23 protein-coding genes are annotated in these 24,151 nt (G+C 70.1%); 13 read left to right on the top strand and 10 right to left on the bottom strand.

The genetic code is table 11. From position 1 onward, the window contains the following. Positions 1-70: 70 nt before the first annotated feature. The 5 genes from DTPSY_RS10105 to DTPSY_RS10085 all read right to left on the bottom strand — a co-directional run bounded on the left by DTPSY_RS10105 (position 71) and on the right by DTPSY_RS10085 (position 4,711). Positions 71-961, bottom strand: coding sequence for a putative selenate ABC transporter substrate-binding protein (locus tag DTPSY_RS10105; RefSeq protein WP_015913507.1), 891 nt, complete (start codon positions 959-961; stop codon positions 71-73). Positions 962-1,086: 125 nt separating this feature from the next. After that, positions 1,087-2,355 (bottom strand): MFS transporter, encoded by a 1,269-nt coding sequence (locus tag DTPSY_RS10100; protein ID WP_041838853.1) that lies wholly within the window; start codon positions 2,353-2,355, stop codon positions 1,087-1,089. A 191-nt stretch (positions 2,356-2,546) separates the two neighbouring features. Further along, on the bottom strand, positions 2,547-3,680 hold the full coding sequence (locus DTPSY_RS10095; RefSeq protein WP_015913505.1) for an ABC transporter substrate-binding protein: 1,134 nt from the start codon (positions 3,678-3,680) through the stop codon (positions 2,547-2,549). A 185-nt stretch (positions 3,681-3,865) separates the two neighbouring features. Then, positions 3,866-4,096 (bottom strand): hypothetical protein, encoded by a 231-nt coding sequence (locus tag DTPSY_RS10090; protein WP_148215374.1) that lies wholly within the window; start codon positions 4,094-4,096, stop codon positions 3,866-3,868. A gap of 147 nt (positions 4,097-4,243) precedes the next feature. Next, positions 4,244-4,711, bottom strand: a complete 468-nt coding sequence (locus tag DTPSY_RS10085; protein WP_015913504.1) for a nucleoside deaminase — start codon at positions 4,709-4,711, stop codon at positions 4,244-4,246. Positions 4,712-4,926: 215 nt separating this feature from the next. On the opposite strand from DTPSY_RS10085, the gene DTPSY_RS10080 reads away from it, so the two are divergent. The 6 genes from DTPSY_RS10080 to DTPSY_RS10055 all read left to right on the top strand — a co-directional run bounded on the left by DTPSY_RS10080 (position 4,927) and on the right by DTPSY_RS10055 (position 9,678). Then, positions 4,927-5,718 carry an SDR family oxidoreductase gene (locus DTPSY_RS10080; protein WP_011804965.1) on the top strand — a complete coding sequence of 264 codons (792 nt, stop codon included), beginning with the start codon at positions 4,927-4,929 and terminating at the stop codon, positions 5,716-5,718. Between the two features lie 72 nt (positions 5,719-5,790). Continuing rightward, positions 5,791-6,198: a PaaI family thioesterase gene (locus DTPSY_RS10075; protein WP_015913503.1), complete on the top strand. Its 408-nt coding sequence runs from the start codon at positions 5,791-5,793 to the stop codon at positions 6,196-6,198. Positions 6,199-6,285: 87 nt separating this feature from the next. Continuing rightward, positions 6,286-7,302, top strand: a complete 1,017-nt coding sequence (locus DTPSY_RS10070; protein ID WP_015913502.1) for an NADP-dependent oxidoreductase — start codon at positions 6,286-6,288, stop codon at positions 7,300-7,302. Further along, positions 7,299-7,763, top strand: coding sequence for a GNAT family N-acetyltransferase (locus DTPSY_RS10065; RefSeq protein WP_015913501.1), 465 nt, complete (start codon positions 7,299-7,301; stop codon positions 7,761-7,763). The genes DTPSY_RS10070 and DTPSY_RS10065 overlap by 4 nt, the downstream gene beginning before the upstream one ends. A 48-nt stretch (positions 7,764-7,811) precedes the next feature. Further along, on the top strand, positions 7,812-8,738 hold the full coding sequence (locus DTPSY_RS10060) for a glutathione S-transferase family protein (RefSeq protein WP_015913500.1): 927 nt from the start codon (positions 7,812-7,814) through the stop codon (positions 8,736-8,738). A 34-nt stretch (positions 8,739-8,772) separates the two neighbouring features. Then, positions 8,773-9,678, top strand: a complete 906-nt coding sequence (locus DTPSY_RS10055) for an SDR family oxidoreductase (RefSeq protein WP_011804970.1) — start codon at positions 8,773-8,775, stop codon at positions 9,676-9,678. 110 nt (positions 9,679-9,788) lie between these two features. On the opposite strand, the gene DTPSY_RS10050 is transcribed toward DTPSY_RS10055, so the two are convergent. Then, positions 9,789-10,556 carry an Lcl C-terminal domain-containing protein gene (locus DTPSY_RS10050; RefSeq protein WP_015913499.1) on the bottom strand — a complete coding sequence of 256 codons (768 nt, stop codon included), beginning with the start codon at positions 10,554-10,556 and terminating at the stop codon, positions 9,789-9,791. Between the two features lie 101 nt (positions 10,557-10,657). Here DTPSY_RS10050 and DTPSY_RS10045 point away from each other — a divergent pair, with 101 nt between their 5' ends. Both DTPSY_RS10045 and DTPSY_RS10040 read left to right on the top strand, forming a co-directional pair. Next, positions 10,658-11,896, top strand: a complete 1,239-nt coding sequence (locus DTPSY_RS10045; RefSeq protein ID WP_015913498.1) for a multidrug effflux MFS transporter — start codon at positions 10,658-10,660, stop codon at positions 11,894-11,896. Further along, on the top strand, positions 11,893-13,299 hold the full coding sequence (locus tag DTPSY_RS10040) for an MFS transporter (RefSeq protein ID WP_015913497.1): 1,407 nt from the start codon (positions 11,893-11,895) through the stop codon (positions 13,297-13,299). The genes DTPSY_RS10045 and DTPSY_RS10040 overlap by 4 nt, the downstream gene beginning before the upstream one ends. 139 nt (positions 13,300-13,438) lie before the next feature. Here the strand turns inward: DTPSY_RS10040 and DTPSY_RS10035 are convergent, their stop codons facing one another. Together DTPSY_RS10035 and DTPSY_RS10030 are read right to left on the bottom strand one after the other, a co-directional pair. Continuing rightward, a complete protein-coding gene (locus DTPSY_RS10035; RefSeq protein WP_015913496.1) occupies positions 13,439-14,530 on the bottom strand; it encodes a DUF72 domain-containing protein in 1,092 nt (363 codons plus the stop codon). Positions 14,531-14,533: 3 nt separating this feature from the next. Beyond that, positions 14,534-14,938 (bottom strand): hypothetical protein, encoded by a 405-nt coding sequence (locus tag DTPSY_RS10030; protein ID WP_015913495.1) that lies wholly within the window; start codon positions 14,936-14,938, stop codon positions 14,534-14,536. Positions 14,939-15,014: 76 nt separating this feature from the next. Between DTPSY_RS10030 and DTPSY_RS10025 the strand changes: the two genes are divergently transcribed. The 3 genes from DTPSY_RS10025 (at position 15,015) to DTPSY_RS10015 (ending at position 19,482) form a co-directional block, all read left to right on the top strand. Then, a complete protein-coding gene (locus DTPSY_RS10025) occupies positions 15,015-17,411 on the top strand; it encodes a Tex family protein (protein WP_015913494.1) in 2,397 nt (798 codons plus the stop codon). Positions 17,412-17,483: 72 nt separating this feature from the next. Further along, entirely contained in the window at positions 17,484-18,308 is an 825-nt protein-coding gene (locus DTPSY_RS10020) for an HDOD domain-containing protein (RefSeq protein WP_015913493.1), read from the top strand. A 28-nt stretch (positions 18,309-18,336) separates the two neighbouring features. Next, complete coding sequence (locus tag DTPSY_RS10015) at positions 18,337-19,482, top strand: patatin-like phospholipase domain-containing protein (RefSeq protein WP_015913492.1); 1,146 nt, start codon at positions 18,337-18,339, stop codon at positions 19,480-19,482. Positions 19,483-19,512: 30 nt separating this feature from the next. Here the strand turns inward: DTPSY_RS10015 and DTPSY_RS10010 are convergent, their stop codons facing one another. After that, positions 19,513-20,964, bottom strand: a complete 1,452-nt coding sequence (locus DTPSY_RS10010; protein WP_015913491.1) for a PAS domain-containing protein — start codon at positions 20,962-20,964, stop codon at positions 19,513-19,515. Positions 20,965-21,068: 104 nt separating this feature from the next. Next, entirely contained in the window at positions 21,069-22,205 is a 1,137-nt protein-coding gene (locus DTPSY_RS10005) for a 4-hydroxybutyrate dehydrogenase (protein WP_015913490.1), read from the bottom strand. Positions 22,206-22,267: 62 nt separating this feature from the next. Between DTPSY_RS10005 and DTPSY_RS10000 the strand changes: the two genes are divergently transcribed. After that, on the top strand, positions 22,268-23,143 hold the full coding sequence (locus tag DTPSY_RS10000; protein WP_015913489.1) for a 2-keto-4-pentenoate hydratase: 876 nt from the start codon (positions 22,268-22,270) through the stop codon (positions 23,141-23,143). A 79-nt stretch (positions 23,144-23,222) separates the two neighbouring features. Next, a complete protein-coding gene (locus DTPSY_RS09995; protein WP_172209278.1) occupies positions 23,223-24,149 on the top strand; it encodes an alpha/beta hydrolase in 927 nt (308 codons plus the stop codon). Positions 24,150-24,151: the final 2 nt, after the last annotated feature.

Raw genomic sequence — 24,151 nt, 5'->3', positions numbered from 1 at the left:
CTGATTTGATCAAAAACGCCAATGGTGCACGCGCGGGCTACCTGGGCCAGGCCCGCGCGCGCCGGCGCGCTTACTTCAGCAGGCCGGCCGTCTTGGCGGCGTCTTCGATGCCGTCGTAGTTGCGCGGCTCGGTGGCGATGAAGCGCGAGGCGCGCTGCAGTTCCAGGATGGCCTTGTGCTCGGGCTTGGCGGGGTCGAGCGCCAGGAAGGCGGCCTTGATCTTCTGCACCACGGCGGGATCGAGATCGCCGCGCACGGTCCAGTTGTAGTCGAAGTAGGGTGGGGTGGTGGCGAACACCCGTACCTTGGACGGATCCACCTTCTTGGTCTCGACCAGCTTGTCCCAGACGGAGGCGTTGAGCACGCCGGCCTGCGCCTTGCCAGCGGCCACGAAGGCCACGGTCGCGTCATGCGCGCCGGAATAGGCCACGGTCTTGAAATCCCGCTCTGGCTGGACGCCGGCTTGCTGCAGGAAGTAGCGCGGCATCAGGCTGCCCGAGGTGGACGAGGGAGCGCCAAAGGCAAAGGTCTTGCCCTTGAGGTCGGCCAGGCCCTGGATGGTGGGGTCGGCGGTGATGAAGCGCGAGGTAAAGCGTGCGTCCTCCTCCCGCTGCACCAGCGGAATGGCCGTACCACCCGTGCGGATGCGCGCCTGCACGTAGGTGAAGCCGCCCAGCCAGGCCAGGTCCAGCTTGCGCGTGGCCAGGGATTCGACCACGGCGGCGTAGTCGGTTACCGGGGTGAACACCACCTTCATTCCGGTGGCCTGCGACAGGTATTCGCCCAGCGGCTTGAACTTGCGTTGCAGTTCGGTAGGCGCTTCGTCGGGGATGGCGGATACGCGCAGCACCTGCGGCTCGGCGGCCTGGGTGGACAGGAGGGGAGAGAAGCTGGCGACAGCGGCGGCGGCTGCGGCAAAGCGGCGCAGCGCCGCACGGCGTGCGGTCGTTGAAGAGGTCATGGCGGTGCGGGAAAGTTGAATCGAGCGCGCTGCAAGCCGAGGGCCTGCGGGGTGTGCGCGAGGGCCGCCATTGTCGCCCAAGGTGGCGCCGGCTGCCCGGAGGGCGCACGGCCGGCGGTGAACGCTCAGCCCGCCGCCTGGGGCGTGGGCAGCGCCGGGGGGCGCCGCCCCGGCAGCAGCAGCGCCACCCCCGCGGCCACCATCAGCAGTGCGCCCGACAGGCCGAAGGCGATCCAGTGCGTGCCGAAATGCTCATAGCCCCAGCCGCCCAGCCAGGCGCTGATCATCGCCCCCACCTGATGCCCCAGGTAGGCCCAGCCGTAGAGCACGCCCACCAGCCGCACGCCGAACATGTCGGCCAGGATGGCGGACGACAGCGCGATGCTGCCCGCCCAGGCAATGCCGCCGATCACCGAGGTGCCGTACAGCTCCAGGGTATTGCCCGCCAGCAGCAGCGCGAAGAACCCCACGCCGCGCACGCAATAGATGGCGGCCAGCAGCTTGCGCCGCGGCAGCCGGTCGGCCAGGCGCCCCAGCACCATGGTGCTGGGAATGGCCACCAGCCCGATCAGGCCGATGCCGAAGGCGCTGGTGGTGGCGTCAAAGCCATGGTCCATCAGCATGGGCATGCCGTGCGTGCCCAGCAGGTTCATGCTGAAGCCGCAGGCGAACAGGCCCAGCGTGATCTTGAGGAAGGTGCCGGTGCGCATGGCCTGCAGCACCGTGTAGTGCTGCCCTGCGGGAGCCACCGGGTTCGCCGCACGAACGGGGCTGCCGGGCGGCGGGGCATCGCCATCGGCAGGCGCCTCGTCGCGGATCACCCACAACGCCGTGGGCACGGTGATGACGGTGAACAGCGCGGCAAAGCCCAGCAGCGTGGCCTGCCAGCTCAGATGCTGCAGCGCGATGCCCAGTGCGGGCGTCATGATGGCGATGCCGGCCATGGAGCCCGTGGACAAGAAGAACAGCGCCATGCCCCGGCGGCGGTTGAACCAGCGGCTGATGACCGGCGTGAGTGCCACCGGGCTGGTGAATCCCGCGCCCACGGACATGAGGATGCCGAAGCTCAGCAGCAGCCCCAGCGGCGTGCGCGTGTTCACTGCCCAGAGTGTCGACGCCACCAGCAGGACCGTGCCCGCCAGCAGCACGAAGCGCGTGCCCCGACGCGCCACCAGCCAGCCCGCCAGCGGCATGGCCGCGCCGTAGCACAGCATGCCCACGGCGACGATGGCCGACAGCAGGCTGCGCGAAAAGCCCAGATCCTCGGTCATGGGCAGGAACAGCGGGCCCAGCCCCAGGCGCAGGCCCACGGTGAGGGCGGTGAGCACGGTGGCCGCGGCCACGATGTTCCAGCCGAAGTACCAGCGGGCCGGTGAGGAATCTTGAGAGGACATGGGAGCGACGGGCGTGGGGCCGGGTGAATGCGACCCTTGGTTGTAACGGCTGCCGTGGGCCGTGTGCGCCGGCTGCGGCCGGCGGCGCATCGCGATTGGCGATGGGGGCTGCCGCGGCGCGCGAGGGGCGGTGACCCGGTAGCCCGGTGGCCCGGTGGCCCCGGTGGCCCCGCGGCGCGGCAGCGACGGCGTCAGCGGCGGAACAGCCCGTCCGCGTCGATGATGGACAGCTCCACGTAGCTGAGGCCCGTGCGGTCGCCGGGGCCGTAGCCCAGCTCCAGCCCGCCCAGGTCGTAGTGGCTCATGCCGCCCAGCGCGGTGACGATCTTCTCGCGCGTGGGCTTGGGGCCGGCGCGGCGCAGGCCTTCCACCAGCACCTTGGCGGAGGTGAAGCCTTCCATCACCGAGGGTGACAGCGTCAGGTTGCCCTTGGCCTTGGCCAGAGCGGCGGCCTCGCGGTTGATGGCGTAGCCCATGGAGCGCACGTTGGGGAACACCTGCGTGACGATCACGCCGCGCACCGAGTCGCCCAGCTGGGCGACGAAGCCGCGGGATGCGTTGTTCGACACCGTGACCACCTGCATGGACGAGCCGGCCTTGCGCAGCGCTTTCACGCCGTCGCTCACCGCCACGCTGGAGCCGATCCAGATGACCGCCTGGGCCTGCGCCTGGATGAGCTGCGGCACGATGGTGGCGTAGTCCGGCTTGGCGCGGTCGGTCTTGATCACGGCCACGGGCTTGCTGCCCACGTTGGCAAAGCCCTTCTGGGCACCGGCCAGGCAGTCCTCGCCAAAGCTGTCGTCCACATGCACCACGGCGATGCGCTGGACCATGATGGTGTGCAGGTGCTCCACGGCCTTCTCGGTCTCGGCCTGGTAGCTGGAGCGCACGTTGAACACCAGCGGGTTGGCGGGCTTGTGGAAGGTCATCGCACCCGTGGAGGGCGCCACCAGCGCCACGCCGTGCTTGGCCAGGTGCGGCAGGATGGCTTCGGTGTGCGGCGTGGCGCGGCTCATGAACAGCGCGGCCACGTTGTCGTCTTCGATCAGGCGGCGCGCGTTCTCGCCGGCGAGCTTGGGCTCGAACTTGTCGTCCAGCGTGATCAGCTTGATGCGTTCGCCATGCACGCCGCCCTTGGCATTGACGTGGTCCAGATACAGGTGCACGCCCGCGACGGTCTCGCCCACGCTGGCCGCCACTGGGCCGCTGACGGCCGTGGTCTGCCCGATCAGGATGTCGGCAGAGGCGGCGCCGCCGCTCAGGGCGCCCGCCAGCAGGCAGGCGGCTTGCCAGGCGCGCAGGCGCCCATGGGGTTTCTGGTTCATGGTTCCTCCCTGTGCCCGCGTTGCACCAAGTGGGTGCATGGGCTGTGGTTTCGCACTGGCAGCGGGTAGCTGCAGTCCCTCAAAAGGTGCATATTGTGACCGCGATGTGGCACGGCCGGCGTACGTGGTGCGCGTGCCGCGCCAGAAAAGTCACATACCGGAACGCACATTCCCGCATCACGCACCTACCGTTGTGAAGCCAGCGCGGCCGCCGGCGATGCTGCCAGCCGCACGGCGCGATAACCTGCGGCGGTGGCCGGGTGCAATGGGCGCGCCTGCACGGCGCCGCGCGCAGCCCGGCGACGCATGCCGGCGCGCCGGTGGCCGTGGCCGTGGCGCGCGCTCAGGCGCCGCAGCGCTGCGGGGGCCAGCCATGCCCCGCGCCCATCAGCGCCATGGGCCGCAGGGTGGGACATGCAGGCGCCGAAAATCCCCATGCCGGCCCGGCGATCCCATGGCCGTGGGGAAGGGGGCCCCGGTTCAGCGTGGCCAGCGCCACCGTCGCCAGACATTCCTATACGCAGGGGCCGGCACCGGCCCCTGCGGCGCTGTGGTCAGGGGTGTCAGGGGCCGTCCGTGGGCCAGGGCGCGTCGCCGTAGAGTTGCTCCACGCCAATGCCCGTGGCCAGGCGTTGCAGCGGCAGGGGCGGCGGGTCCAGCGGCAGCCGCAGGCGCTGGTAGGCGCCTTCGCTGGACAGGCCGTAGGGCGCGGCGTCGCGGTTGTCGAAGGCGTAGAACACCCTGTCCGCGCCGGCCATGACCAGCGCCGCCAGGCACATGGGGCAGGGGTGGCCGCTGGCGTAGACCGTGCAGCCCGCCAGGCTGGGGTTCGCCCGCTGGCGTGTTGCGGCGCGCAGGGCCTGCATCTCGGCGTGGGTACTGGGGTCGTGGCTGTGCACGATGTCGTTCACGCCGGTGGCGATCACCTCGCCGCCGCGCGCGATCACCGCGCCGAAGGGCCGGCCCCCGCGGGCCCGGTTGTCATGGGCCAGGTGCACGGCCCGGCGCAGCAGGGCGGTATCGGTGGACATGGGAACTCCTGAAAAATGAGCGGCCCCCGCTTTCCCCGCGGGCTCCGCGCCCGGATTGTCCTTTGAACACAAAAACCCTGCCGATGAATCACGCATGTGACATGTGTGGCGCGGGCCGCTCGCCACAATAGCCGCTCAAAATCCTGCCGCCGCGCCTCCGTTGCCCACTGTGGGCGATGGCACGGCGTACCACAGACTCTTGGGGAGACACCTTCATGGCCCGTACCGCGCAACAACTCTTCGACCTCTCGGGCAAGACCGCCCTCGTCACCGGCGGCTCGCGCGGCCTGGGGCTGCAGATGGCGCACGCGCTGGGCGAGGCGGGCGCGCGCATCATGCTCAGCTCGCGCAAGGCCGAAGACCTCGAGCAGGCCGCCGCCGAGTTGCAGGCCGCCGGCATCGACGCGCGCTGGGTCGCCGCCGACTGCGCGCGCGAGGAAGACATCCATCGCCTGGCCAGCGAGACGCTGCAGCGCATGGGCGACGTGGACATCCTGATCAACAACGCCGGCGCGAGTTGGGGCGCGCCGGCCGAGGACCACCCCGTGGCCGCATGGGACAAGGTCATGAACCTGAACGTGCGCGGCTACTTCCTGCTGTCGCAGGCGATCGGCAAGCACAGCATGATCCCGCGCAAGAGCGGCCGCATCATCAACGTGGCATCCATCGCGGGGCTGGCGGGCAACCCGATCGAGATGAAGACCATTGCCTACAACACCTCCAAGGGTGCGGTGATCAACTTCACGCGCGCGCTGGCCTGCGAGTGGGGCGTGCACGGCATCGGCGTGAACGCGATCTGCCCGGGTTTCTTCAAGACCAAGATGGCCACCGTGCTCATCGAGACGCTGGGCGAGGAAAAGATGGCCGCGCACGCGCCGCTGCGCCGCCTGGGCGATGACGAAGACCTCAAGGGCATCACGCTGCTGTACGCCAGCGAGGCGGGCAAGCACATCACCGGCCAGTGGCTGGCCGTGGACGGGGGCGTGAGCGCGGTCATCGGCGGCTGACGGCAAGGGCGAACCACCGCGCCAGGGGCACTATCCTTGCGGTCTTTTTTTACCTTGAGCAAGGAGCTTCCCGTGCTGGATTTTGGTGCCGACATTCCCTTCGTCAAAGAGCTGGGCTTCACCCTGCATCACATGCAGGGCGGAACGTCCGAACTGCACTTTGAGGCGCGGCCCGAGCACATGAATTCCTACGCCGTCACCCATGGCGGCGCCACCATGACGCTGCTGGACGTGACCCTGGCCACGGCCGCGCGCAGCGATACGCCGGACATGGGCGTGGTCACCATCGAGATGAAGACCAGCTTCATGCACCCGGCGCGCGGCCCGCTGGTGGCCAAGGGGCGGCTGCTGCACCGCACGCGCTCGCTGGCCTTCGTCGAAGGGGCGGTGTACGACGCCGAAGGGCGCGTTTGCAGCCATGCCACGGGCACTTTCAAATACGTGCCCAAGGCCGTGCCCGGCGGCGTGTCCACCGACTGAGTCTTGAATGAAAAGTGGCTCTGGCGCTTATGTATCAAGCGCTGGAAGCTATTGAAACAATAGCAAAATTTAACCTGGAGATTTCGCATGCCACGCAACCAACAGATCCTCCTCGACAACCGCCCCCAGGGTGAAGCCACGGTGGGCAACTTCCGCCTGGTCACCACCGATACGCCTGCACTGCAGGACGGCCAGGTGCTGGTGCGCCACCATTACCTGAGCCTGGACCCCTACATGCGCGGGCGCATGAACGACAGCAAGAGCTACGCCGCCAGCCAGCCGCTGGGCGAGGTGATGATCGGCGGGACGGTGGGCGAGGTCGTCGAGAGCCGCCACCCGGTCTATGCCGTGGGCGACAAGGTGGTCGGCATGGGCGGCTGGCAGGAGTACAGCGTGGCCGACGGCAACACGCCCGGCATGCTGCGCAAGGTGGATACCACCCACGTGCCGCTGTCGGCCTACCTGGGGGCCGTGGGCATGCCCGGCGTGACCGCCTGGTACGGCCTGGTGAAGATCATCGCCCCGAAGGCGGGCGAGACCGTGGTCGTGAGCGCCGCCAGCGGCGCCGTGGGCAGTGCCTTCGGCGCGCTGGCCAAGGCGCGCGGCTGCCGCGTGGTGGGCATTGCCGGCGGCCCGGACAAGTGCCGCTATGTGACTGAAGAGCTGGGCTTTGACGCCTGCATCGACCACCGTGCGAACGGCGATTTGAAGAGCATGGCCCGCGCGCTCAAGGAAGCCTGCCCGGACGGCATCGACGGCTACTTCGAGAACGTGGGCGGCTACATCCTGGACGCCGTGCTGCTGCGCGCCAACGCGTTCGCCCGCGTGGCCGTGTGCGGCATGATCGCCGGCTACGACGGCCAGCCGCTGCCACTGCAGAACCCGGCGCTCATCCTCATCAACCGCATGAAGGTCGAGGGCTTCATCGTCAGCGAACACATGGAGGTGTGGCCCGAGGCGCTCAAGGAACTGGGAGGCCTGGCGGCCAGCGGCAAGCTGCGCCCGCGCGAGACCATCGCCCAGGGCCTGGCCGCGGCGCCCGAGGCGTTCCTGGGCCTGCTCAAGGGCAAGAACTTCGGCAAGCAACTGGTGAAGCTGGTTTGACGGTGCAGTGGAGCTGGGCACGGTTTGACGACCTGGGCGTGCACGCGCTGCACGATGCCCTGGCCCTGCGCTGCCGGGTGTTCATCCTGGAGCAGGGCCCCTACCAGGACCCGGACGGTGCGGACAAGCACGCCTGGCACCTGCTGGGCCGCGCGCAGCCGCAGGGGCCGCTGCTGGCCACGCTGCGCGTGGTGGACCCCGGCGTGAACTACGCCGAGCCCTCGATCGGCCGCGTGGTCTGCGCGCCCGAGGCGCGCGGAAGCGGCCTGGGCCGCGCGCTGGTGGCTGAAGGGCTGGCGCAGTGCCAGCGGGTGTGGCCGGGGCGCCCGGTGCGCATCAGCGCGCAGGCGCACCTGCAGCGCTTGTATGGCAGCCTGGGGTTTGCTACGGTGTCCGATCCCTATCTGGAAGACGACATCCCGCATGTCGAGATGCTGTGGAGCCCGCCGCCACAGGCCTGAAAGGGCGCAAGGCAGGGGCCGTCTTTCGCACCGCACCGGAGAGCGCGCATGACCGAACTCATCCTGCACCACTATCCCGCCTCGCCGTTTGCACACAAAGTGCGCTGCGTGCTCGGCTTCAAGCAACTGTCGTGGAAGTCGGTGATCGTGCCCAGCGTCATGCCCAAACCCGACGTGGTGGCGCTCACCGGGGGCTACCGGCGCACGCCCTTCCTGCAGATCGGGGCTGACATCTATTGCGACACGGCGCTGATCTGCGATGTGCTGGAGCATCTGCAGCCCGAGCCCGTGCTGTACCCGCCGCACCTCAAAGGCGTCTCGCGCGTGTTCGCCCAGTGGGCGGACATGGTGCTGTTCGGGGCTGCCATGGCCTACTGCCTGCAGCCGCGCGGGGCACAGGCGCTGTTCGCCGGCCTGCCCGATGGTGCGGCCGAGGCCTTTCGCAACGACCGCCGCGCCATGGGCACGGCGCGCACCCACCCGGCGGACGCCACGGCGGCCTACCGCTCGTACCTGCGGCGCATCGCCAACATGGTGGAAGAGCACGACTTTCTCTTCGGCACCGAGCCCTGCGTGGCCGACTTTGCCGCCTACCACCCGCTGTGGTTCACGCGCGAATGCGTGCCGGTGATGGCCGACATTCTCTCGGCCACGCCGGCGGTGCTGGAGTGGATGGATCGCATGGCCGCGCAGGGCCAGGGCCGCGCGGAGAAGTTCAGCGCCCAGGACGCCGTCACCGTTGCCGCAGGCGCGCTACCCCAGCCGCTGCCCGCCGAGGCCTTCCAGGACGAGCATGGCATCCCCCTGGGCAGCCGCGTGACGATCACCGCCGAGAGCTTTGGGCCCGAGCCCACCGAAGGCACGCTGATCGCTGCCACGCGCACGCGCTACACGCTGGCGCGCACCGATCCGCGCGCGGGCGACGTGCATGTGCACTTCCCACGCGTGGGCTATGTGCTGCGCCGCGCCGCATGAGATTTCCATTCATAGACCGCAGGAGACACACAGCATGATCGACAACTTCGCCGGCAAGACCGCCGTGCTCACGGGGGCGGGCTCGGGCTTTGGCCTGGAGTGCGCCCGCATCGGCGCGCGCCTGGGCATGAACCTGGTCCTGGTGGACGTGCAGCAGGACGCGCTGGAGCGCGCCGCCGTGGAGCTGGCCGCCGCTGGCGCCCCCGTGCTGGCGCGCCGGGTGGACGTGTCCAACGCCGCGCAGATGGAGCAACTGGCACAGGACGTGGTGCAGCACTTTGGCGCGCCGCACCTGGTGTTCAACAACGCGGGCGTGGGGTCGGGCGGGCTGGTGTGGGAGAACTCGGCCCGCGACTGGGAATGGGTGCTGGGCGTGAACCTGATGGGCGTGGTGCACGGCGTGCGCCTGTTCACCCCGCTGATGCTGCAGGCCGCCAAGGACGACCCCGCCTGGCGCGGGCACATCGTCAACACCGCCAGCATGGCCGGCTTGCTGGCCCCGCCCAACATGGGCATCTACAACGTCAGCAAGCACGCCGTGGTGGCACTGAGCGAGACGCTGTACCAGGACCTGGCGCTGGTCACCGACCAGGTGGGCGCCAGTGTGCTGTGTCCGTATTTCGTGCCCACGGGCATCAGCCAGAGCGAGCGCAACCGCCCGCAGGTGCTGGCGGACGAGCGGCCCACCAAGAGCCAGCTCATCGGCCAGGCCATGATCGGCAAGGCCGTCACCAGCGGCAAGGTGACGGCCGCCGAGGTGGCGCAGAAGGTCTTCGACGCCGTGGCGGCGGGGCAGTTCTACATCTACAGCCACCCGCAGGCGCTGGGGGCCGTGCGCACGCGCATGGAAGACGTGGTGCAGGCTCGCAACCCCACCGACCCGTTCGCGGACAAACCCGAGCTGGGGGCGCAACTGCGGGCGGCGTTGCGCGCGCAGTGACCGGATTTTGAATTGAAATGGCTTCTGGCGCTTGCTGGATAAGCGCTAGCAGCTATTGAAAATGTAGCGTTTGCGCGACCACCCAGGTGCAGGGTGCGCAGAGCATCCGCTCAGGGCGCCGGGCGCACCAGCCGTATGGGCAGGCGCGTGCTGCGGCCCACGTCGCCGCGGGCCTCGCCGCTGGTCATGTCCACGGCCCAGCCCTGCTGCACCGACAGGCTGCTCTCGCCCGCGCCGCCGCGCGCCACGTTGCCGTAGGCGTAGGGGTTCACGCTGAGGGTGTTGACGCTGGCGGTGCCGGTCCAGTGCCATTCCAGCGGTGCATTGGGAAAGAGTTGGGGGTCGACCGAGGGCGGCTGCGCGTTGCGGTTGACCAGTCGGCGCAGCTCGGGCACGCGCGGCAGGCGCCAGCGCACGCCCTCGTCCTTCCAGCGCTGGCGCACCAGCGCCTGGGCCTCGCCGTAGGTGTAGCGCAGGGCCACGCCGGTGCAAGTGGCGCCTGTCCATTGCATGCCCTGCGCGCAGCGCGGCCAGGCCAGCCGCGCCTGCGTATCGATCACCAGCGCGCCGTCGGGCGACGGCACCAGCACCGGCTGGGCGGGCGCGACCGGAACGGGCGGGGCGTCGTCGGCCTCGTCCTCACGGTCCGTGGCGGCGAGGGCGGGCGCGGCCAGGAGCAGGGCGCCAGCGCACAGGGCCAGGGTGGCGGCCCAGCCGCGCAGGGCGGGGCGATCGGGGGCAGGGGCATGCGGTGTCTCCGGGCGAGGCAGTACAGGACGGCAGGAACAGTGCGGCCGAGCCGCGCACGCGATTGTCGGGCGGCGGCTGGGCCAGGCAACCCGTGAACAGCGGGCTGGAAGGGCGGCTTTTGCGGCCATCGAACGCACGCGGGTGCCGGCCGCGGCGCTGCATGGGAGGCGATGTGGGCCTTCGCGCAGCGCGCCAGCACGATCCGGCCAGTGTGGCGACAATCGCCCGAATGCCCTTTTCCCCGTTCTTCCGCATGGCCCTGATCCTGGGCCTGCTCTCGGCCATCGGCCCATTTGCCATCGACATGTACCTGCCGGCGCTGCCGGCCATCGGCGCGGCGCTGCGGGCCGACGTGGGGGCGGTGCAGTGGAGCCTGACGGCCTTCTTCCTCGCACTGGGCGTGGGCCAGTTGGTCTACGGCCCGGTGTCCGACATGGTCGGGCGCAGGCCGCCGCTGTTCTTCGGGCTGGGCCTGTTCACGCTGGCCAGCGTGGGCTGCGCGCTGGCGACCGACGTGCACACGCTCGTGCTGCTGCGCTTTGTGCAGGGGCTGGGCGCGGCGGCGGGCATGGTGATTCCGCGCGCGGTGGTGCGCGACCTGCACACGGGCACCGAGGCGGCCCGGCTCATGTCGCTGCTGATGCTGGTGTTCAGCGTGTCGCCCTTGTTGGCGCCATTGGTGGGCAGCGGCGTGATCGCGCTGGCCGGCTGGCGCGGCGTGTTCTGGGTGGTGGCGGTGGCGGCGCTGGCCGGGCTGGTGTTGGTCCAGCGGGCGCTGCACGAGACACGGCCCGCTGGCCGGCGGGTGCGCAGCTCCGTGGGCAGCGCGGCTGCGGCCTACACGACGCTGCTGCGCGACTGGCACTACCTGGGGCTGGTGGGCATCGGCGGCTGCTCCATGGCGGGTTTCTTCGTTTACCTGGCGGGCTCGCCTTTCGTGCTGATCAACCACTACGGGTTGTCGCCGGTGCAGTACAGCGTGGCGTTTTCGGTCAACGCGGCGGCCTTCTTCGCCAGCGCGCAGCTCACGGCGCGGCTGGGGCGGCGCTACGGCATGGCGCCGGTGGTGAAGGCGGCCGCCAGCGGCGCGGGCGCGGTCATGCTGGCCCTGCTGGCGCATTACCTGCTGGGCGGCGACCGGCTGGCCGTGCTGCTGGTGCTGTACTTCGTCGCCAGCGCGCTGATGGGGCTGGTGATCCCCACCACCTCCGTGCTGGCGCTGGAGGAGCACGGCACCATTGCGGCGACGGCGTCCGCCCTCATGGGCACGCTGCAGATGCTGATCGGCACCCTCGCCATGGCGGCGGTGGGCCTGTTTGCCAGCGACGCGCCCCTGCCCATGGTGGTGGGCATGGCCACAGGGGCGCTGACGGGGGTGGCGCTGACCTGGATCACGCTGGGGCCGGCGGGCGCGCAGCGCATCGCGCACGGCGCCGCGAAAGACATCGCCCCGGAGCGCCGGCCATGAGCGGCTTACCCGTGGGTGCGCCGCCCCTGGCCGACGGCCTGCCGCAGCCCGCACGCCGCCAGGCGATGCTGGTCATCGTTCTCGGGCTCACGCTGGCGGTGCTCGACAGCAGCATCGTCAACCTGGCGCTGCCCGACATCGCACGCCAGTTGCAGTCGGGCGCGGCGCAGAGCGTGTGGGTGGTCAACGCCTACCAGCTCGCCACGCTGGTCGTGCTGCTGCCGCTGGCCGCGCTGGGTGAGCGCGTGGGCTACCGGCGCGTGTACTTGGTGGGCATGGCGCTGTTCGCGCTGGCGTCGGTGGGCGCCATGCTGGCGGCCAGCATGCCCGCCTTGATTGCCGCGCGGGCGTTGCAGGGCCTGGGCGCCGCGGGCGTGATGGCCGTGAATGCGGCGCTGGTGCGCCTGATCTATCCGCGCGCACAGCTGGGCCACGGCATGGCCATCAATTCGCTGGTGGTGGCCACCGCGTCCATGGCGGGGCCGTCGGTGGCGGCGGCCATCCTGTCGGTGGCGTCGTGGCCCTGGCTGTTTGCCATGAACCTGCCCTTGGGCGTGGGAGTCTGGTGGCTGGGGTGGCGCGCGCTGCCGGTCAATCCTCCATCCGCCAACCATGCGCCGCGCTTTTCCGCCATCGACGTGCTACTCAACGGCGCCATGTTCACGCTGCTGTTCCTGGGCGGGGAGCAACTGGGCGTGCGCAGCGCGGCGCAGGGCGGCAGCGCGGCTACGGGTGCGATCCTGCTGGCCGCGGGTGTGGCCGTGGGGGCGGTGTTCCTGTGGCGCCAGCGCGGCTTGGCGGCGCCGCTGTTTCCGGTGGACCTGCTGCGCATTCCGGTGTTCGCCCTGTCGATGGGCTCGTCCGTGGGGGCGTTCTGCGCGCAGATGCTGGGCTTTCTGTCGCTGCCCTTCCTGCTGTTGGAGGCGCAGGGCCGCACCCACTTGGAGGCCGGACTGCTCATTACGGCCTGGCCCCTGGCCACCGCCGTGGTGGCGCCGCTGGCGGGCCGATTGATTGGCCGCTACCCGGACGGCCTGCTCGGCGGCATTGGCATGGCGGTGTTTGCTGCCGGCCTGGTCTCGCTGGGCCTGATGCCCGCGCAGCCCGCGGACTGGAACGTGGCCTGGCGCATGGCGCTGTGCGGTGCGGGCTTTGCGCTGTTTCAGTCGCCCAACAATCACACCATCGTCACCTCGGCCCCGCTGCACCGCAGCGGCGCGGCCAGCGGCATGCTGGGCACCGCGCGCCTGACGGGCCAGACACTGGGCGCCGTGTCGCTCGCGGCCATCTTCGCCCTGCGGCCGGGGCACGATGGAAGCGCGGAGTCGCTGGCACTGCTGGTGGCAGGGGCGTGCGCGGTGGTGGCAGGGGTGTGCAGCTCGCTGCGGGTGAGGCAGCGGTAACAGAGGCAGAGCCGTGGCGCTTGTGCGCCCCATGTGGGCGGCGTTCTTGGCCTCCCTTTGGCGCAAGAAGAACGTCGTGCGGGCGCGGCAGTCTGTGATCGTCAGATCGTCAGAAAAGATAGCTGCCAGCGCATGCCAGTCAAGCGCTAGAGCTATTTTGATCATAAAGAACCACCTGTTCCGCCAGCCGCTGCACTGTCAGCGGCGCACAGCCTTCCGCGTGGTTGCTGATGGTCACGAAGGCGTTTTGGTCCCGTCCGCAGATGCCCGCCACCGTGCGCGCCAGCAGCGCCAGGTTGTCGGGATCGGGGTCGTGAATGCGGTCGTAGGGCGCGTAGCCCTTTTCAGCGGCTTCATACCCCTGCGGGCCGTGCACGGGGTTCAGGTTCCACCGGCAGACCAGTGGGCCGGGCCAGAGCAGGCGCAGCAGCGGCAGTTGCTCGGCCAGGGGCGGCAGGCGCGCGTGCAGGCCCAGGCAGTAGGTGGCACCGCTGCTGCGCAGTACGTCGGCGAAGTGGGGCAGGTGCGCGGGCGCCAGCCATTCGGGGTCGCGCACCTCGACGGCCAGCACGGCGTCGGGCGCCGCGGGGCGCAGCGCCGGTTGGGCCTGCAAGAGCGTGCGCAGTCGCTCCAACACCTCGGGCAGGCGGTCCAGCAGGTTCCAGGGCAGCGGGCTCAGCTGGAACACCAGCGCGCCGGTGCGCTGGCCCAGCCCCTCCAGTGCGGGCGCCACGAACTCCTGGGCGGCCAACTGCGCATCCAGGAAGGCCGGGTTGGGCTCGCGTCCACGGCCGTCCTCGCTGCGCACCAGCGCGTCGGTGACCAGGCTGGGCGCCTTGACCACAAAGCGGAAGTCCGCCGGCACCTGGGCCGCGTAGCGCGCATAGTCGCTGGCCGTGAGCGGGCGGTAGAAGCTCCGGTCGATGCTCACGGTGCGCATCAGCGGATGCTGGGCGAGCACGGGCAGGCCTTTGCGGGCCAGCAGCTGTTCGGAATGCGTCCCCTCCCACACGAGGCCCTGCCAGCCAGGGTAGCTCCAGGAGGAGGTGCCCAGGCGCAGCGTGGGCGGCAGCCGGTTGGCGAGTGCGTGCAGGTCAACGTCCCAGGTGGCGGGATGCACGCCGGTGCGGCGGGTGGGCGACTTTTCCCGTGGGCGGGCGGGGGTGTCTTCCGGTGGTCGTGGCGGTGCTGAGGGCGATGGCGGCGCACCGCCAAACAGATCGTCCTGCATGGATCACAGGCCCTCGAACAGGCCGCCCGCGTTGAGCAGGGCGTAGACGATCTCGGGGTGCCGCTCCATGCTTTTCTTGATGGCCGCTGGGATGGCCTGGCGCGTCTTGCGGCACAGGCCCGGCTGCTCCTGGACCAGCACGGTGATGCCGCGCAGGCTGCGTACCTCGTTGGGGCTGGTGCCGATGGTCAGGCGTACGCCGAGCTGCTCGAACAGGCGCTGCTCCAAGTGGCGCAGGTCGGCCAGGCTGGTGAGGCTCTCCAGGCGCTGCACGAGGCGCTTTTCCTCCTCGCGCGTGAGGCGCAGGATGCGCACATCACCGCCGGGCGTGCGCATCAGCGCGTCGCGCTCGCACACGCAGGCGCCGGGCGGGCATTCGGTGCGGAGGGGAAAGGGCGGGGTGGACATCGGCAGTTGCAATTTTAGGGAGCAAGCCCTGTGGCAAACTCCCGCGCTTCGTGTTTTGACCCGTCTCAGAAGGCACATGCAGCAGATCGTTCGGCAGTTGGCCGCAGAAATCAAAGTCACCGAATCCCAGGTCCGCGCAGCGGTGGAGCTTCTCGATGGCGGGGCCACCGTGCCCTTCATCGCGCGCTACCGCAAGGAGGTGACCGGCGGCCTGGACGATGTGCAGCTGCGCGAGCTCGAAGCGCGCCTGGCCTACCTGCGCGAGCTGGAAGACCGCCGCGTGGCCGTGCTGAAAAGCATCGACGAGCAGGGCAAGCTCACCGACGCATTGCGCGCTGCCATTGCTGCTGCTCCAACGAAGCAGGAGTTGGAAGACATCTACCTGCCGTTCAAGCAAAAGCGCCGCACCAAGGGCCAGATTGCCCGCGAGTTCGGCATTGAGCCGCTGGCCGACAAGCTGCTGGCCGACCCCACGCTGGATCCGCACGCCGAGGCCCAGGCTTTCTGCCAGCCCGCCACCACGCTCGATGACGGCAAGCCGGGGCCCGACTTCTCGACCACCTTCGCCGTGCTCGACGGCGTGCGCGACATCCTGTCCGAGCGCTGGGCCGAGGACGCCGTGCTGGTGCAGTCGCTGCGCGAATGGCTGTGGGCCGAGGGGCTCTTGCGCAGTAAGAAGGTGGAGGGCAAGAACGAGAATGACCCCGAGGTCGCCAAGTTCCGCGACTACTTTGAGTACGACGAACCGATTGGCCGCGTGCCCTCGCACCGCGCGCTGGCGGTGTTCCGCGGTCGCGCGCTGGAGATTCTGGAAGCCAAGCTGGCGCTGCCTGAGCCGCAGGCGAATTCCACGTTCAAGCCCGAGCCGGGCCAGCCCAGCATTGCCGAGGGCAAGATCGCCCTGCACCTGGGCTGGAGCCACCAGGGCCGCAAGAGCGACGACCTGCTGCGCAAGTGCGTGGCCTGGACCTGGCGCGTGAAGCTCAGCCTGTCCACCGAGCGCGACCTGTTCTCGCGCCTGCGCGAAGAGGCCGAGAAGGTGGCCATCAAGGTGTTTGCCGACAACCTGCGCGACCTGCTGCTGGCCGCGCCCGCCGGCCCGCGCGCCGTGATGGGGCTGGACCCCGGCATCCGCACCGGCGTGAAGGTGGCCGTGGTGGACCGCACCGGCAAGCTGGTGGAGACCGCCACCGTCTACCCGCACGAGCCGCGCCGCGATTGGGACGGCAGCCTGGCCACGCTGGGCCGCCTGTGCATGAAGCACGGCGTGCAGCTCATCGCCATTGGCAACGGCACCGCCAGCCGCGAGACCGACAAGCTGGCGGCCGAGCTGATCAAATTAATGCAAAAACAGGCCGTAGACCAGGCAGATCAAGCGCTACCAGCTATTGAAAAGATAGTGGTGAGTGAGGCCGGCGCCTCGGTGTATTCGGCCAGCGAGTACGCCAGCCAGGAAATGCCCGACGTGGACGTGAGCCTGCGCGGCGCCGCCAGCATTGCGCGCCGCCTGCAGGACCCGCTGGCCGAGCTGGTGAAGATCGAGCCCAAGAGCATTGGCGTGGGCCAGTACCAGCATGACGTGAACCAGAGCGAGCTGGCGCGCACGCTGGACGCCGTGGTCGAGGACTGCGTGAACTCCGTCGGCGTGGACCTGAACACCGCCAGCGCGCCGCTGCTGGCGCGCGTGTCGGGCCTGTCGGGCAGCGTGGCCAAGGCCGTGGTGCGCTGGCGCGAGCAGCACGGTGCCTTCAAGAACCGCAAGCAGCTCATGGAGGTCAGCGGCCTGGGCGCCAAGACTTTCGAGCAGGCGGCGGGCTTCTTGCGCATCCGCGATGGCGACAACCCGCTGGACATGACCGGCGTGCACCCCGAGACCTACCCCGTGGTCGAGCAGATCATGGAAAAGACCGGCAAGCCGGTGGCCGAGCTCATGGGCCGCGCCGAGATGCTCAAGACGCTCAAGCCCGAGCTGTTCGCCAACGAGAAGTTCGGCGTGATCACCGTGCGCGACATCCTGGGCGAACTGGAAAAGCCCGGCCGCGATCCGCGCCCCGACTTCAAGGTGGCGCGCTTCAACGAGGGTGTGGAAGACATTGCCGACCTGCGCGAGGGCATGGTGCTGGAGGGCACGGTGAGCAACGTGGCCCAGTTCGGCGCCTTCGTGGACCTGGGCGTGCACCAGGACGGGCTGGTGCACGTGAGTCAGCTCAGCCACAAGTTCGTGAATGACGCGCGCGAGGTCGTCAAGACCGGCGACATCGTCAAAGTGAAGGTGCTGGAGGTGGACGCGGCGCGCAAGCGCATCAGCCTGAGCATGAAGCTGGACGCCGCGCCGGCCCGGCGCGACGGCCCGCGCGACAACCGCTTCGAAGGCGCGGGCCGTGGCTACGCCCCACCGCGCCGCGCGGCCGAGCCGGCACAGCCCTCGGCCATGGCCTCGGCCTTCGCCAAGCTGCAGCAGGGCAAGCGCTGAAGCGCTGCCCGTAAACAACCGTAAGAGTTGCATGGATAATGGCCCGACCTTCCTGTCTGGGCGATCCGATCCATGGAGTTGAACGCACTGCTGGCGCAGCCCATCACGCTGCCCAGCCTGCCACGCGCGGTTGCGCTGCTGATGAACGAGCTGAGCGCGGTCGAGCCCAACCTGCGGCGCCTGAACCAGCTCTTCGGCACCGACCCTGCACTGGCCGCACGCCTGCTGGAAGAGGCGAACACGCCCCCATTCGCCGCGCAGCGCCAGATCGGCGGTATTCCTGAGGCGCTGGCGCTCCTGGGTGTGTCCCAACTGCGCGCGCTGGTGGCGTCCGCGCCGCTGGGGACCACGTCCCGCTCGGTGCCGGGGATGAACCTGCAGCACTTCTGGCGCTACAGCCTGCACACGGCCAAAGTGGCACGCGCGCTCGCCGGGCTGGTGCACCACAACCAGATCGCCGCCTATACGGCCGGCCTGCTGCACGGGGTGGGCGAGCTGGCCATGCACCTGGCCGACGCGGGCCGCATGCAGACCCTCAACAGCCTGGTGGGCCCGCTGGACCTGCGCCGCGCCCGGCTGGAGCAGCACCTGTGCGGCTACTGCTACGCCCATGTGAGCGCGGGGCTGGCCTGGCGCTGGCAGTTGCCCGAGACCGTGGTGGACGCGCTGCGCCACCACCATGCGCCGTTCGACAACGATGTGTACGAGCCGCTGGCGGGCGTGCTGCACCTGGCCGCGTGGCGCGCCCGCGCGCGCGAGGCGGGGCTGGATGCGCGCGAGCTGGCGGGGTCTTTCCCCGGCGAAGTCGGCATCGCGCTGGGGTTGGACATCGACATGGTGCTGCAGCAGGACCCGATTGACTGGAAGGTCCACCCCGACGCGGGCGATTACGTGTGAGCCGGCGCATGCGTGAGGCGGGGGCGTGATGAAGGCGCTGTGCATCCATGCCGGTCCGCAGGCGCTGCGGCACATCGGGCGCCATGGCCTGGCGCCGAGCGACGTGGCCGTGATTCCCGCGGCCGCGGGCGGCCCGAAGGGACTCATCCTCGGCCCGCTGGACCGGTTTGTTTTTGGTGAATGGCTGGCGCAGTCGGCACAGCCGGTGGACTTGGTGGGCGCCTCCATCGGCGCGTGGCGCATGGCCACGGCGTGCCTGGATAACAGCCTGCCGGCCTTCGAACGGTTGGAGCACGACTACATCCACCAGGAGTACGAGCTGCCCCCCGGCGCGCGCCGCCCCACGGCGGACGCGGTGAGCGCGCAGTTCGGCCAGAACCTGCAGGCCTTTTTTGGCGGCCGTGTGGACACGGTGCTGGGCCATGCGCGCTACCGGTTGCACATCGTCGCCGCGCGCGGGCGCCACCTGCTGGCGCGCGAGCACCGGTGGGCCACGCCGCTGGGCTACCTGGGCGCTTTCGCCAGCAATGCGCTGCACCGCCGCGCGCTGGCGCTGTGGCTGGACCGCGTGGTGTTCTCCACCGCTGCGCCGGGCGCGCTGCCGTTTGACGTGCGCGACTTCCGCACCCACCAGGTGGCCTTGACCCCGCAGAACTTCATGCCCGCGCTGCAGGCCAGTTGTTCCATTCCCTTCGTGCTGCGCGCCGTGCACGATATCGCCGGCGCACCGCGCGGCGCCTACTGGGACGGGGGCATCACCGACTACCACCTGCACCTGCGTTATCAGGCACCAATCGCTATTAAAAATATAGCTGATACCGCTTTACCCGCGGGTGCTGCAGGCCAAAACGGCTTGGAAAGTGCACCGGGGATCGTGCTGTACCCGCACTTCCAGCACCGCGTGGTACCCGGCTGGCTGGACAAGGGGTTGCCCTGGCGCCACCGCGCCACGCCGGCGCTGGACCGCATGGTGTTGCTGTCGCCCCATCCCGACTGGGTGCGCAGCCTGCCCGGCGGCAAACTGCCGGACCGCACCGATTTCACCCGCTACGGCACCGACACGGCCGCGCGCGCCCGTGCCTGGAGCACCGCGACGGCGGCGGCGCAGCAGCTGGCGGACGAGTGGGCGCAGTGGCTGCGGCGGCCCGATCCCGCCCGCGTCCAGCCGCTGTGAGTGTGTCCGCCGCGGCGTGCCGCGGCAGCGTCACCGGGGGCGAAAGACCAGCACGTGGCCCGCGGCGGTGCCGTCGGGCGCGTGCACGGCCGCCACGGAGTAGTCCACCGTGCGCGGCGCACCCGAATGGCAGGCGAGGATCGCGGTGGCCGGGGCGCCCGCGCCGTGCGCAGCATGCCCCTGCGTTCCCGAGGCGGCGAGCACGGAGTGCGGTGGCTCCAGGCGAAAGACCTCATCGACGTGGCGGCTGACCGTCTGCCCCTGCGCGAGCTCGATGACCCGCTGGGCCGCGCCGTTGATCGTGCGCACGAGGCCCTGAGCGTCCATGGTGATGACGCCATCGGCCACGGCGTCCAGCGCGGCCTCCGCACACGCACGGCCGGCGCGCTCTGCCTGCAGTGCCTGGGTGTGCTCCGTCATGTCCACCAGCACGCCGATGGTGCCGGCGGGTACGCCGTCGGGCGCGGTGAAGGTGGCGTGGTAGCAGGCCATCTCGTGCGGCACGCCCTGCAAGGGGCGTACGGTGGTCTGCCATCCCGAGGGCCGGTCGGACAGCCGCTGGGCCAGGACGATGGAGGAGTCCACGCCGTCGGCCCAGAGCTGGTCCAGCGTGCCCGCGACGGTGGCGGGGCGGGAGGCATTGAGCAGTTCGCGCCAGGCCTTGTTGGTCTCCAGGTGCGCGCCATCCGCGCCCAGCACGAACAAAGGCAGAGGCAGGGCGTTCACCAGCTGGCGGCGAAAGTGCAGCTGCTCGTTCTGCTGCCGCTGGGTTTCCTGCAGGGACAGCACCAAGGACTGGACCTTGCCCGCCATGTCATTGAAGGTGTCGGCGATTTCGCGCGCCTCCAGCGTGCCCGTGCGGCGTATGCGCGCGTCCAGGTGGCCTTGCTTGAAGCGCTCCGCCGCGTGCCGCATGCGGTCCAGCATGCGGTCGTTCGCTCGCAGGATCAGGGTCAGCAGGAGCAGGATGGTGAAGATGTTCAGCGCCGTGATGCGCAACTGCGTGGCCAGGGCGCTCCAGGCGCGGTCCACGTAGTGCTGGGGCCACAGCGCCAGCGCCAGCTGCCCCGTGCGGCCGTCCGCCAGCCGGTGCGCCACCGTGTGGCGCGGGGCGGGCAGGTCCAGCAGCTGCACGAACCACGGCGGCGCCTTGGTGGGCGGCATGGCGTTGCGCAGGTCGACGGCCGGGCGGGAGGGCAGTTCCCAGCGGATGGACTGGATCGGTGCGTCCGCGACCTGCGCGGCCTGGCGCAGGCGCTCCTGCGCTGCGGCATTGCCGGCAGGCTCGTCCAGCGCCTGCAGCACGGCGTACGCGGCTGCCTGCAGCTCTGCGCGCATGCGCAGCTGCGCCTCCTCACGCTCGGCGCCCACCAGCGCGTGGTAGCGCAGCAGCGTGACCGCCACCATGATCAGCACAATGGGAACGTATAGGCGCGGGTAGGTGCCTTGCGTCAGCCATTTGGAGAGCGGGTATGTGCGCATGCGGTACGCGGCCCCGCCGAACCGGCGGAATGCGTGTTAATAAATGTTAAGCGCACCAGTGTAGCGAGGCCGCCGGGCGCCTGCTCGGCGGACGCTGCCGCGGGTCAGAGCGACTCGATCAGCATCTCCCGGTAGTCATCTGGCGTGGCCAGGCGGGGATTGGTCTTGTGGCAGTGGTCGGCCAGGGCGCCCTTGATCACGTCGTCGAACACCGCCTCGGTCACGCCCATGGCGGCCAGCCCCGTGGGCAGGCCCAGGCGTGCGCTCATGTCGCGGATGGCATCGGGGATGTCGCTGGCGGAGGCCAGGCCCATGGCATGGGCCATGCGCTCCAGGCGGCGCTCCTTGCGCACCGATTCGGCTTGCGCGTTGAAACGCACCACGGCGGGCAGGAACACGGCGTTCAGCGTGCCGTGGTGCAGGCGCGGGTTCAGCCCGCCCAGGCTGTGGCTCAGGGAGTGCACGCAGCCCAGGCCCTTCTGGAAGGCCATGGCGCCCTGCATGCTGGCGCTCATCATGGCCAGGCGCGCGTCGCGGTCCTGGCCGTCGCGCGTGGCGGCCTCGATATGGTGCCAGCCGCGCTCCAGACCATCGAGAGCAATACCGTCCGCCGGCGGGTTGAAGGCGGCGGACATGAAAGTTTCCATGCAGTGCGCGACGGCGTCCATGCCTGTGGCGGCCGTCAGCAGGGGCGGCAGGCCCAGCGTGAGGCCGGGGTCGCAGATGGCGGCCTTGGGCACCAGGTGCCAGGAGTGAAAGCCCAGCTTGCGGTGGTCATCCACGATGATGATGGCGCCGCGCGCCACCTCGCTGCCCGTGCCGCTGGTGGTGGGCACGGCGATCAGCGGCGCGGCGCGCTCGGTGATGCGCGGCGAACCCCCCTCGATGGTGGCGTAGTGCGTGAGCGGGCCGTCGTGCGTGGCGGCGATGGCAATGCCCTTGGCGCAGTCGATGGCGCTGCCACCGCCCACGGCGATCAGGCCGTCGCAGCCCTGGGCCTTGTAGAGTTCCACGGCCGCGCGCACGGCCGCCTCGGTGGGGTTGGAGGGCGTCTGGTCGAACACGGCGACGTTCAGGCCGGGCAGGGCGTCCAGTGCCTGCTGCAGCACGCCGGCGGCCTTCACGCCGGGGTCGGTGACCACCAGGGGGCGGGTGATGCCGATGCGCTCGCATTCTGCTTTGAGCAGGCGCACGGCGCCGAATTCGAACTGGATCTGGGTGACGTAGTAGATGAAAGCCATGGTGTGCGAAAGAGAGGGAGTGCCAGTAGGATCGCCCGACACACTACAACCAGGAGACACGCATGACCATGAAGCAAACCCTCATCGCCCTGTGCGCGGGGGTCACCTTGGCGACCGGCCTGGGCGCCCAGGCCGAGTGCCTCAGCGACGCTGCGGTGGGGGCGATGGCCTCGCACTACGCCGCCAAGACCCCCGCGCCCAACTTCCCGGCGCTGTCTGACGCCGACGGCGCCTGCACCCGCGCCAAGTTCAATGCGCTGCTGGGCGCCCGGCTGGGCAAGGTGGTGGGCTACAAAGCCGGCCTCACCAACCCCGCGGTGCAAAAGCGCTTCAACACCGACAAGCCGGTGTGGGGCAAGCTGTACGAGGGCATGGTGCGCCCCGGCGGCAGCACCGTGCCCGCCGCGTTTGGGGCGCGCCCGCTGTACGAGGCCGACCTGCTGGTACGCGTGAAGGATGCGGCCATCAACCACGCGCGTACGCCCGAGGAGGTGCTGCAGCACATCGACCAGGTGATCCCCTTCATCGAGCTGCCCGACCTGGTGGTGCAGGCGCCGCCCCAGCTCAACGGCGCCGGCGTGGGCGCGATCAACGTGGGCGCGCGCCTGGGTATCGCCGGGCAGCCTATCGCCGTGCCGGCGACGCGCGGCGAGCGCTATGCGCTGCTGGACGCGCTGGAGCGCATGACCGTGCAGCTCACGGACCATTCCGGCGCGCTGCTCGCCAGCGGCAAGGGCAGCGATATCCTCGGGCATCCGCTCAACGCCGTGGTCTGGCTGGCCCAGGCGCTGCAGCAGGAGGAGATCACGCTGCAGCCCGGCGACCTGGTGAGCCTGGGGTCGTTTTCTCCGCTGCTGCCCCCGCGCGCCGGCCTGAGCGTCACGGCAACCTATCTGGGCCTGCCCGGCGCGCAGCCGGTGCAGGTGCACTTCCAATAACCCAAGGACTTTTCCGTTGACGACGCCCGGTTCCGCTTCCCATGTGCCTTCCCCCCACCACGCGCGGCTCACGCCGCAGATGCGCAACGTCATCGACGGCATGGCGCGCGCCGGGCGCCCCCCACTGCACACCCTGAGCCCTGCACAGGCCCGCGCTGCCTATGAACTGGGTGCCGGGGTGCTGGAGCTGCCCAAGGCGGCCTTGCCGCGCGTGGAAGACCTGCGCATCCCCGCACGCGACGGCACCCCGCTGCCCGCGCGCCTGTATGCACCCACGGCCTCTGACGCGCAGGCGCTGCCGTTGCTGCTGTACCTGCACGGTGGCGGCTTCACCATCGGCAGCATTGCCACCCACGACGTGCTGTGCCGCGAGTTGGCGCGGCTGGCCGGCTGCATGGTGGTGTCGCTGGAATACCGGCTCGCGCCCGAGCATCCGTTCCCCACGGCCAGCGACGATGCGTGGGACGCGCTGGCCTGGCTGGCGCAGCACGCCACCACGCTGGGCGCCGACCCGTCGCGCCTGGCGGTAGGCGGCGACAGCGCAGGCGGCACGTTGGCCGCGGTGTGCGCTCTTCAGGCGCGCGATGCCGGGCTGCCCCTGGCGCTGCAGTTGCTCATCTACCCCGGCACCACGGCGCACCAGGACACGCCCTCGCACACCGAGTTCGCGCACGGCCTGGTGCTCGAACGCGCGGCCATTGGCTGGTTTTTCGACCAGTACATCCCCAGCCGCGCCGAGCGCGAGGACTGGCGCTTCGCCCCCTTGCTCGCGCCCGACGCCGAGGGCGTGGCGCCGGCCTGGATCGGTCTGGCCGAGTACGACCCGCTGGTGGACGAGGGCGTGGAGTACGCGGACAAGCTGCGTGCCGCGGGCGTGCCGGTGCAGCTCGAGATCTACCGCGGCGTGACGCACGAATTCATCAAGATGGGTCGCGCCCTTCCCGAGGCGCGCCAGGCCCATGCCGATGCTGCCGCCGCGCTGCGCAGCGCCTTTCAACTCGACTGATC

This window comes from [Acidovorax] ebreus TPSY (assembly GCF_000022305.1).
Lineage (GTDB): Bacteria > Pseudomonadota > Gammaproteobacteria > Burkholderiales > Burkholderiaceae_C > Diaphorobacter > Diaphorobacter nitroreducens.
Note: the sequence above shows the minus strand (reverse complement) of the source record. Positions and strands in the feature narration are given on the sequence as shown.

Bases quoted from the DNA above. Each gene is read 5' to 3' on its own strand.
- DTPSY_RS10105 (WP_015913507.1), bottom strand. From the start codon at position 961: ATGACCTCTTCAACGACCGCACGCCGTGCGGCGCTGCGCCGCTTTGCC.
- DTPSY_RS10090 (WP_148215374.1), bottom strand. From the start codon at position 4,096: ATGTCCCACCCTGCGGCCCATGGCGCTGATGGGCGCGGGGCATGGCTG.
- DTPSY_RS10060 (WP_015913500.1), top strand. From the start codon at position 7,812: ATGACCGAACTCATCCTGCACCACTATCCCGCCTCGCCGTTTGCACAC.
- DTPSY_RS10045 (WP_015913498.1), top strand. From the start codon at position 10,658: ATGCCCTTTTCCCCGTTCTTCCGCATGGCCCTGATCCTGGGCCTGCTC.
- DTPSY_RS10100 (WP_041838853.1), bottom strand. From the start codon at position 2,355: ATGTCCTCTCAAGATTCCTCACCGGCCCGCTGGTACTTCGGCTGGAAC.
- DTPSY_RS10050 (WP_015913499.1), bottom strand. From the start codon at position 10,556: ATGGCCGCAAAAGCCGCCCTTCCAGCCCGCTGTTCACGGGTTGCCTGG.
- DTPSY_RS09995 (WP_172209278.1), top strand. From the start codon at position 23,223: ATGCGCAACGTCATCGACGGCATGGCGCGCGCCGGGCGCCCCCCACTG.
- DTPSY_RS10010 (WP_015913491.1), bottom strand. From the start codon at position 20,964: ATGCGCACATACCCGCTCTCCAAATGGCTGACGCAAGGCACCTACCCG.
- DTPSY_RS10055 (WP_011804970.1), top strand. From the start codon at position 8,773: ATGATCGACAACTTCGCCGGCAAGACCGCCGTGCTCACGGGGGCGGGC.
- DTPSY_RS10015 (WP_015913492.1), top strand. From the start codon at position 18,337: ATGAAGGCGCTGTGCATCCATGCCGGTCCGCAGGCGCTGCGGCACATC.
- DTPSY_RS10085 (WP_015913504.1), bottom strand. From the start codon at position 4,711: ATGTCCACCGATACCGCCCTGCTGCGCCGGGCCGTGCACCTGGCCCAT.
- DTPSY_RS10070 (WP_015913502.1), top strand. From the start codon at position 6,286: ATGCCACGCAACCAACAGATCCTCCTCGACAACCGCCCCCAGGGTGAA.
- DTPSY_RS10005 (WP_015913490.1), bottom strand. From the start codon at position 22,205: ATGGCTTTCATCTACTACGTCACCCAGATCCAGTTCGAATTCGGCGCC.
- DTPSY_RS10095 (WP_015913505.1), bottom strand. From the start codon at position 3,680: ATGAACCAGAAACCCCATGGGCGCCTGCGCGCCTGGCAAGCCGCCTGC.
- DTPSY_RS10080 (WP_011804965.1), top strand. From the start codon at position 4,927: ATGGCCCGTACCGCGCAACAACTCTTCGACCTCTCGGGCAAGACCGCC.
- DTPSY_RS10000 (WP_015913489.1), top strand. From the start codon at position 22,268: ATGACCATGAAGCAAACCCTCATCGCCCTGTGCGCGGGGGTCACCTTG.
- DTPSY_RS10040 (WP_015913497.1), top strand. From the start codon at position 11,893: ATGAGCGGCTTACCCGTGGGTGCGCCGCCCCTGGCCGACGGCCTGCCG.
- DTPSY_RS10025 (WP_015913494.1), top strand. From the start codon at position 15,015: ATGCAGCAGATCGTTCGGCAGTTGGCCGCAGAAATCAAAGTCACCGAA.
- DTPSY_RS10020 (WP_015913493.1), top strand. From the start codon at position 17,484: ATGGAGTTGAACGCACTGCTGGCGCAGCCCATCACGCTGCCCAGCCTG.
- DTPSY_RS10030 (WP_015913495.1), bottom strand. From the start codon at position 14,938: ATGTCCACCCCGCCCTTTCCCCTCCGCACCGAATGCCCGCCCGGCGCC.
- DTPSY_RS10035 (WP_015913496.1), bottom strand. From the start codon at position 14,530: ATGCAGGACGATCTGTTTGGCGGTGCGCCGCCATCGCCCTCAGCACCG.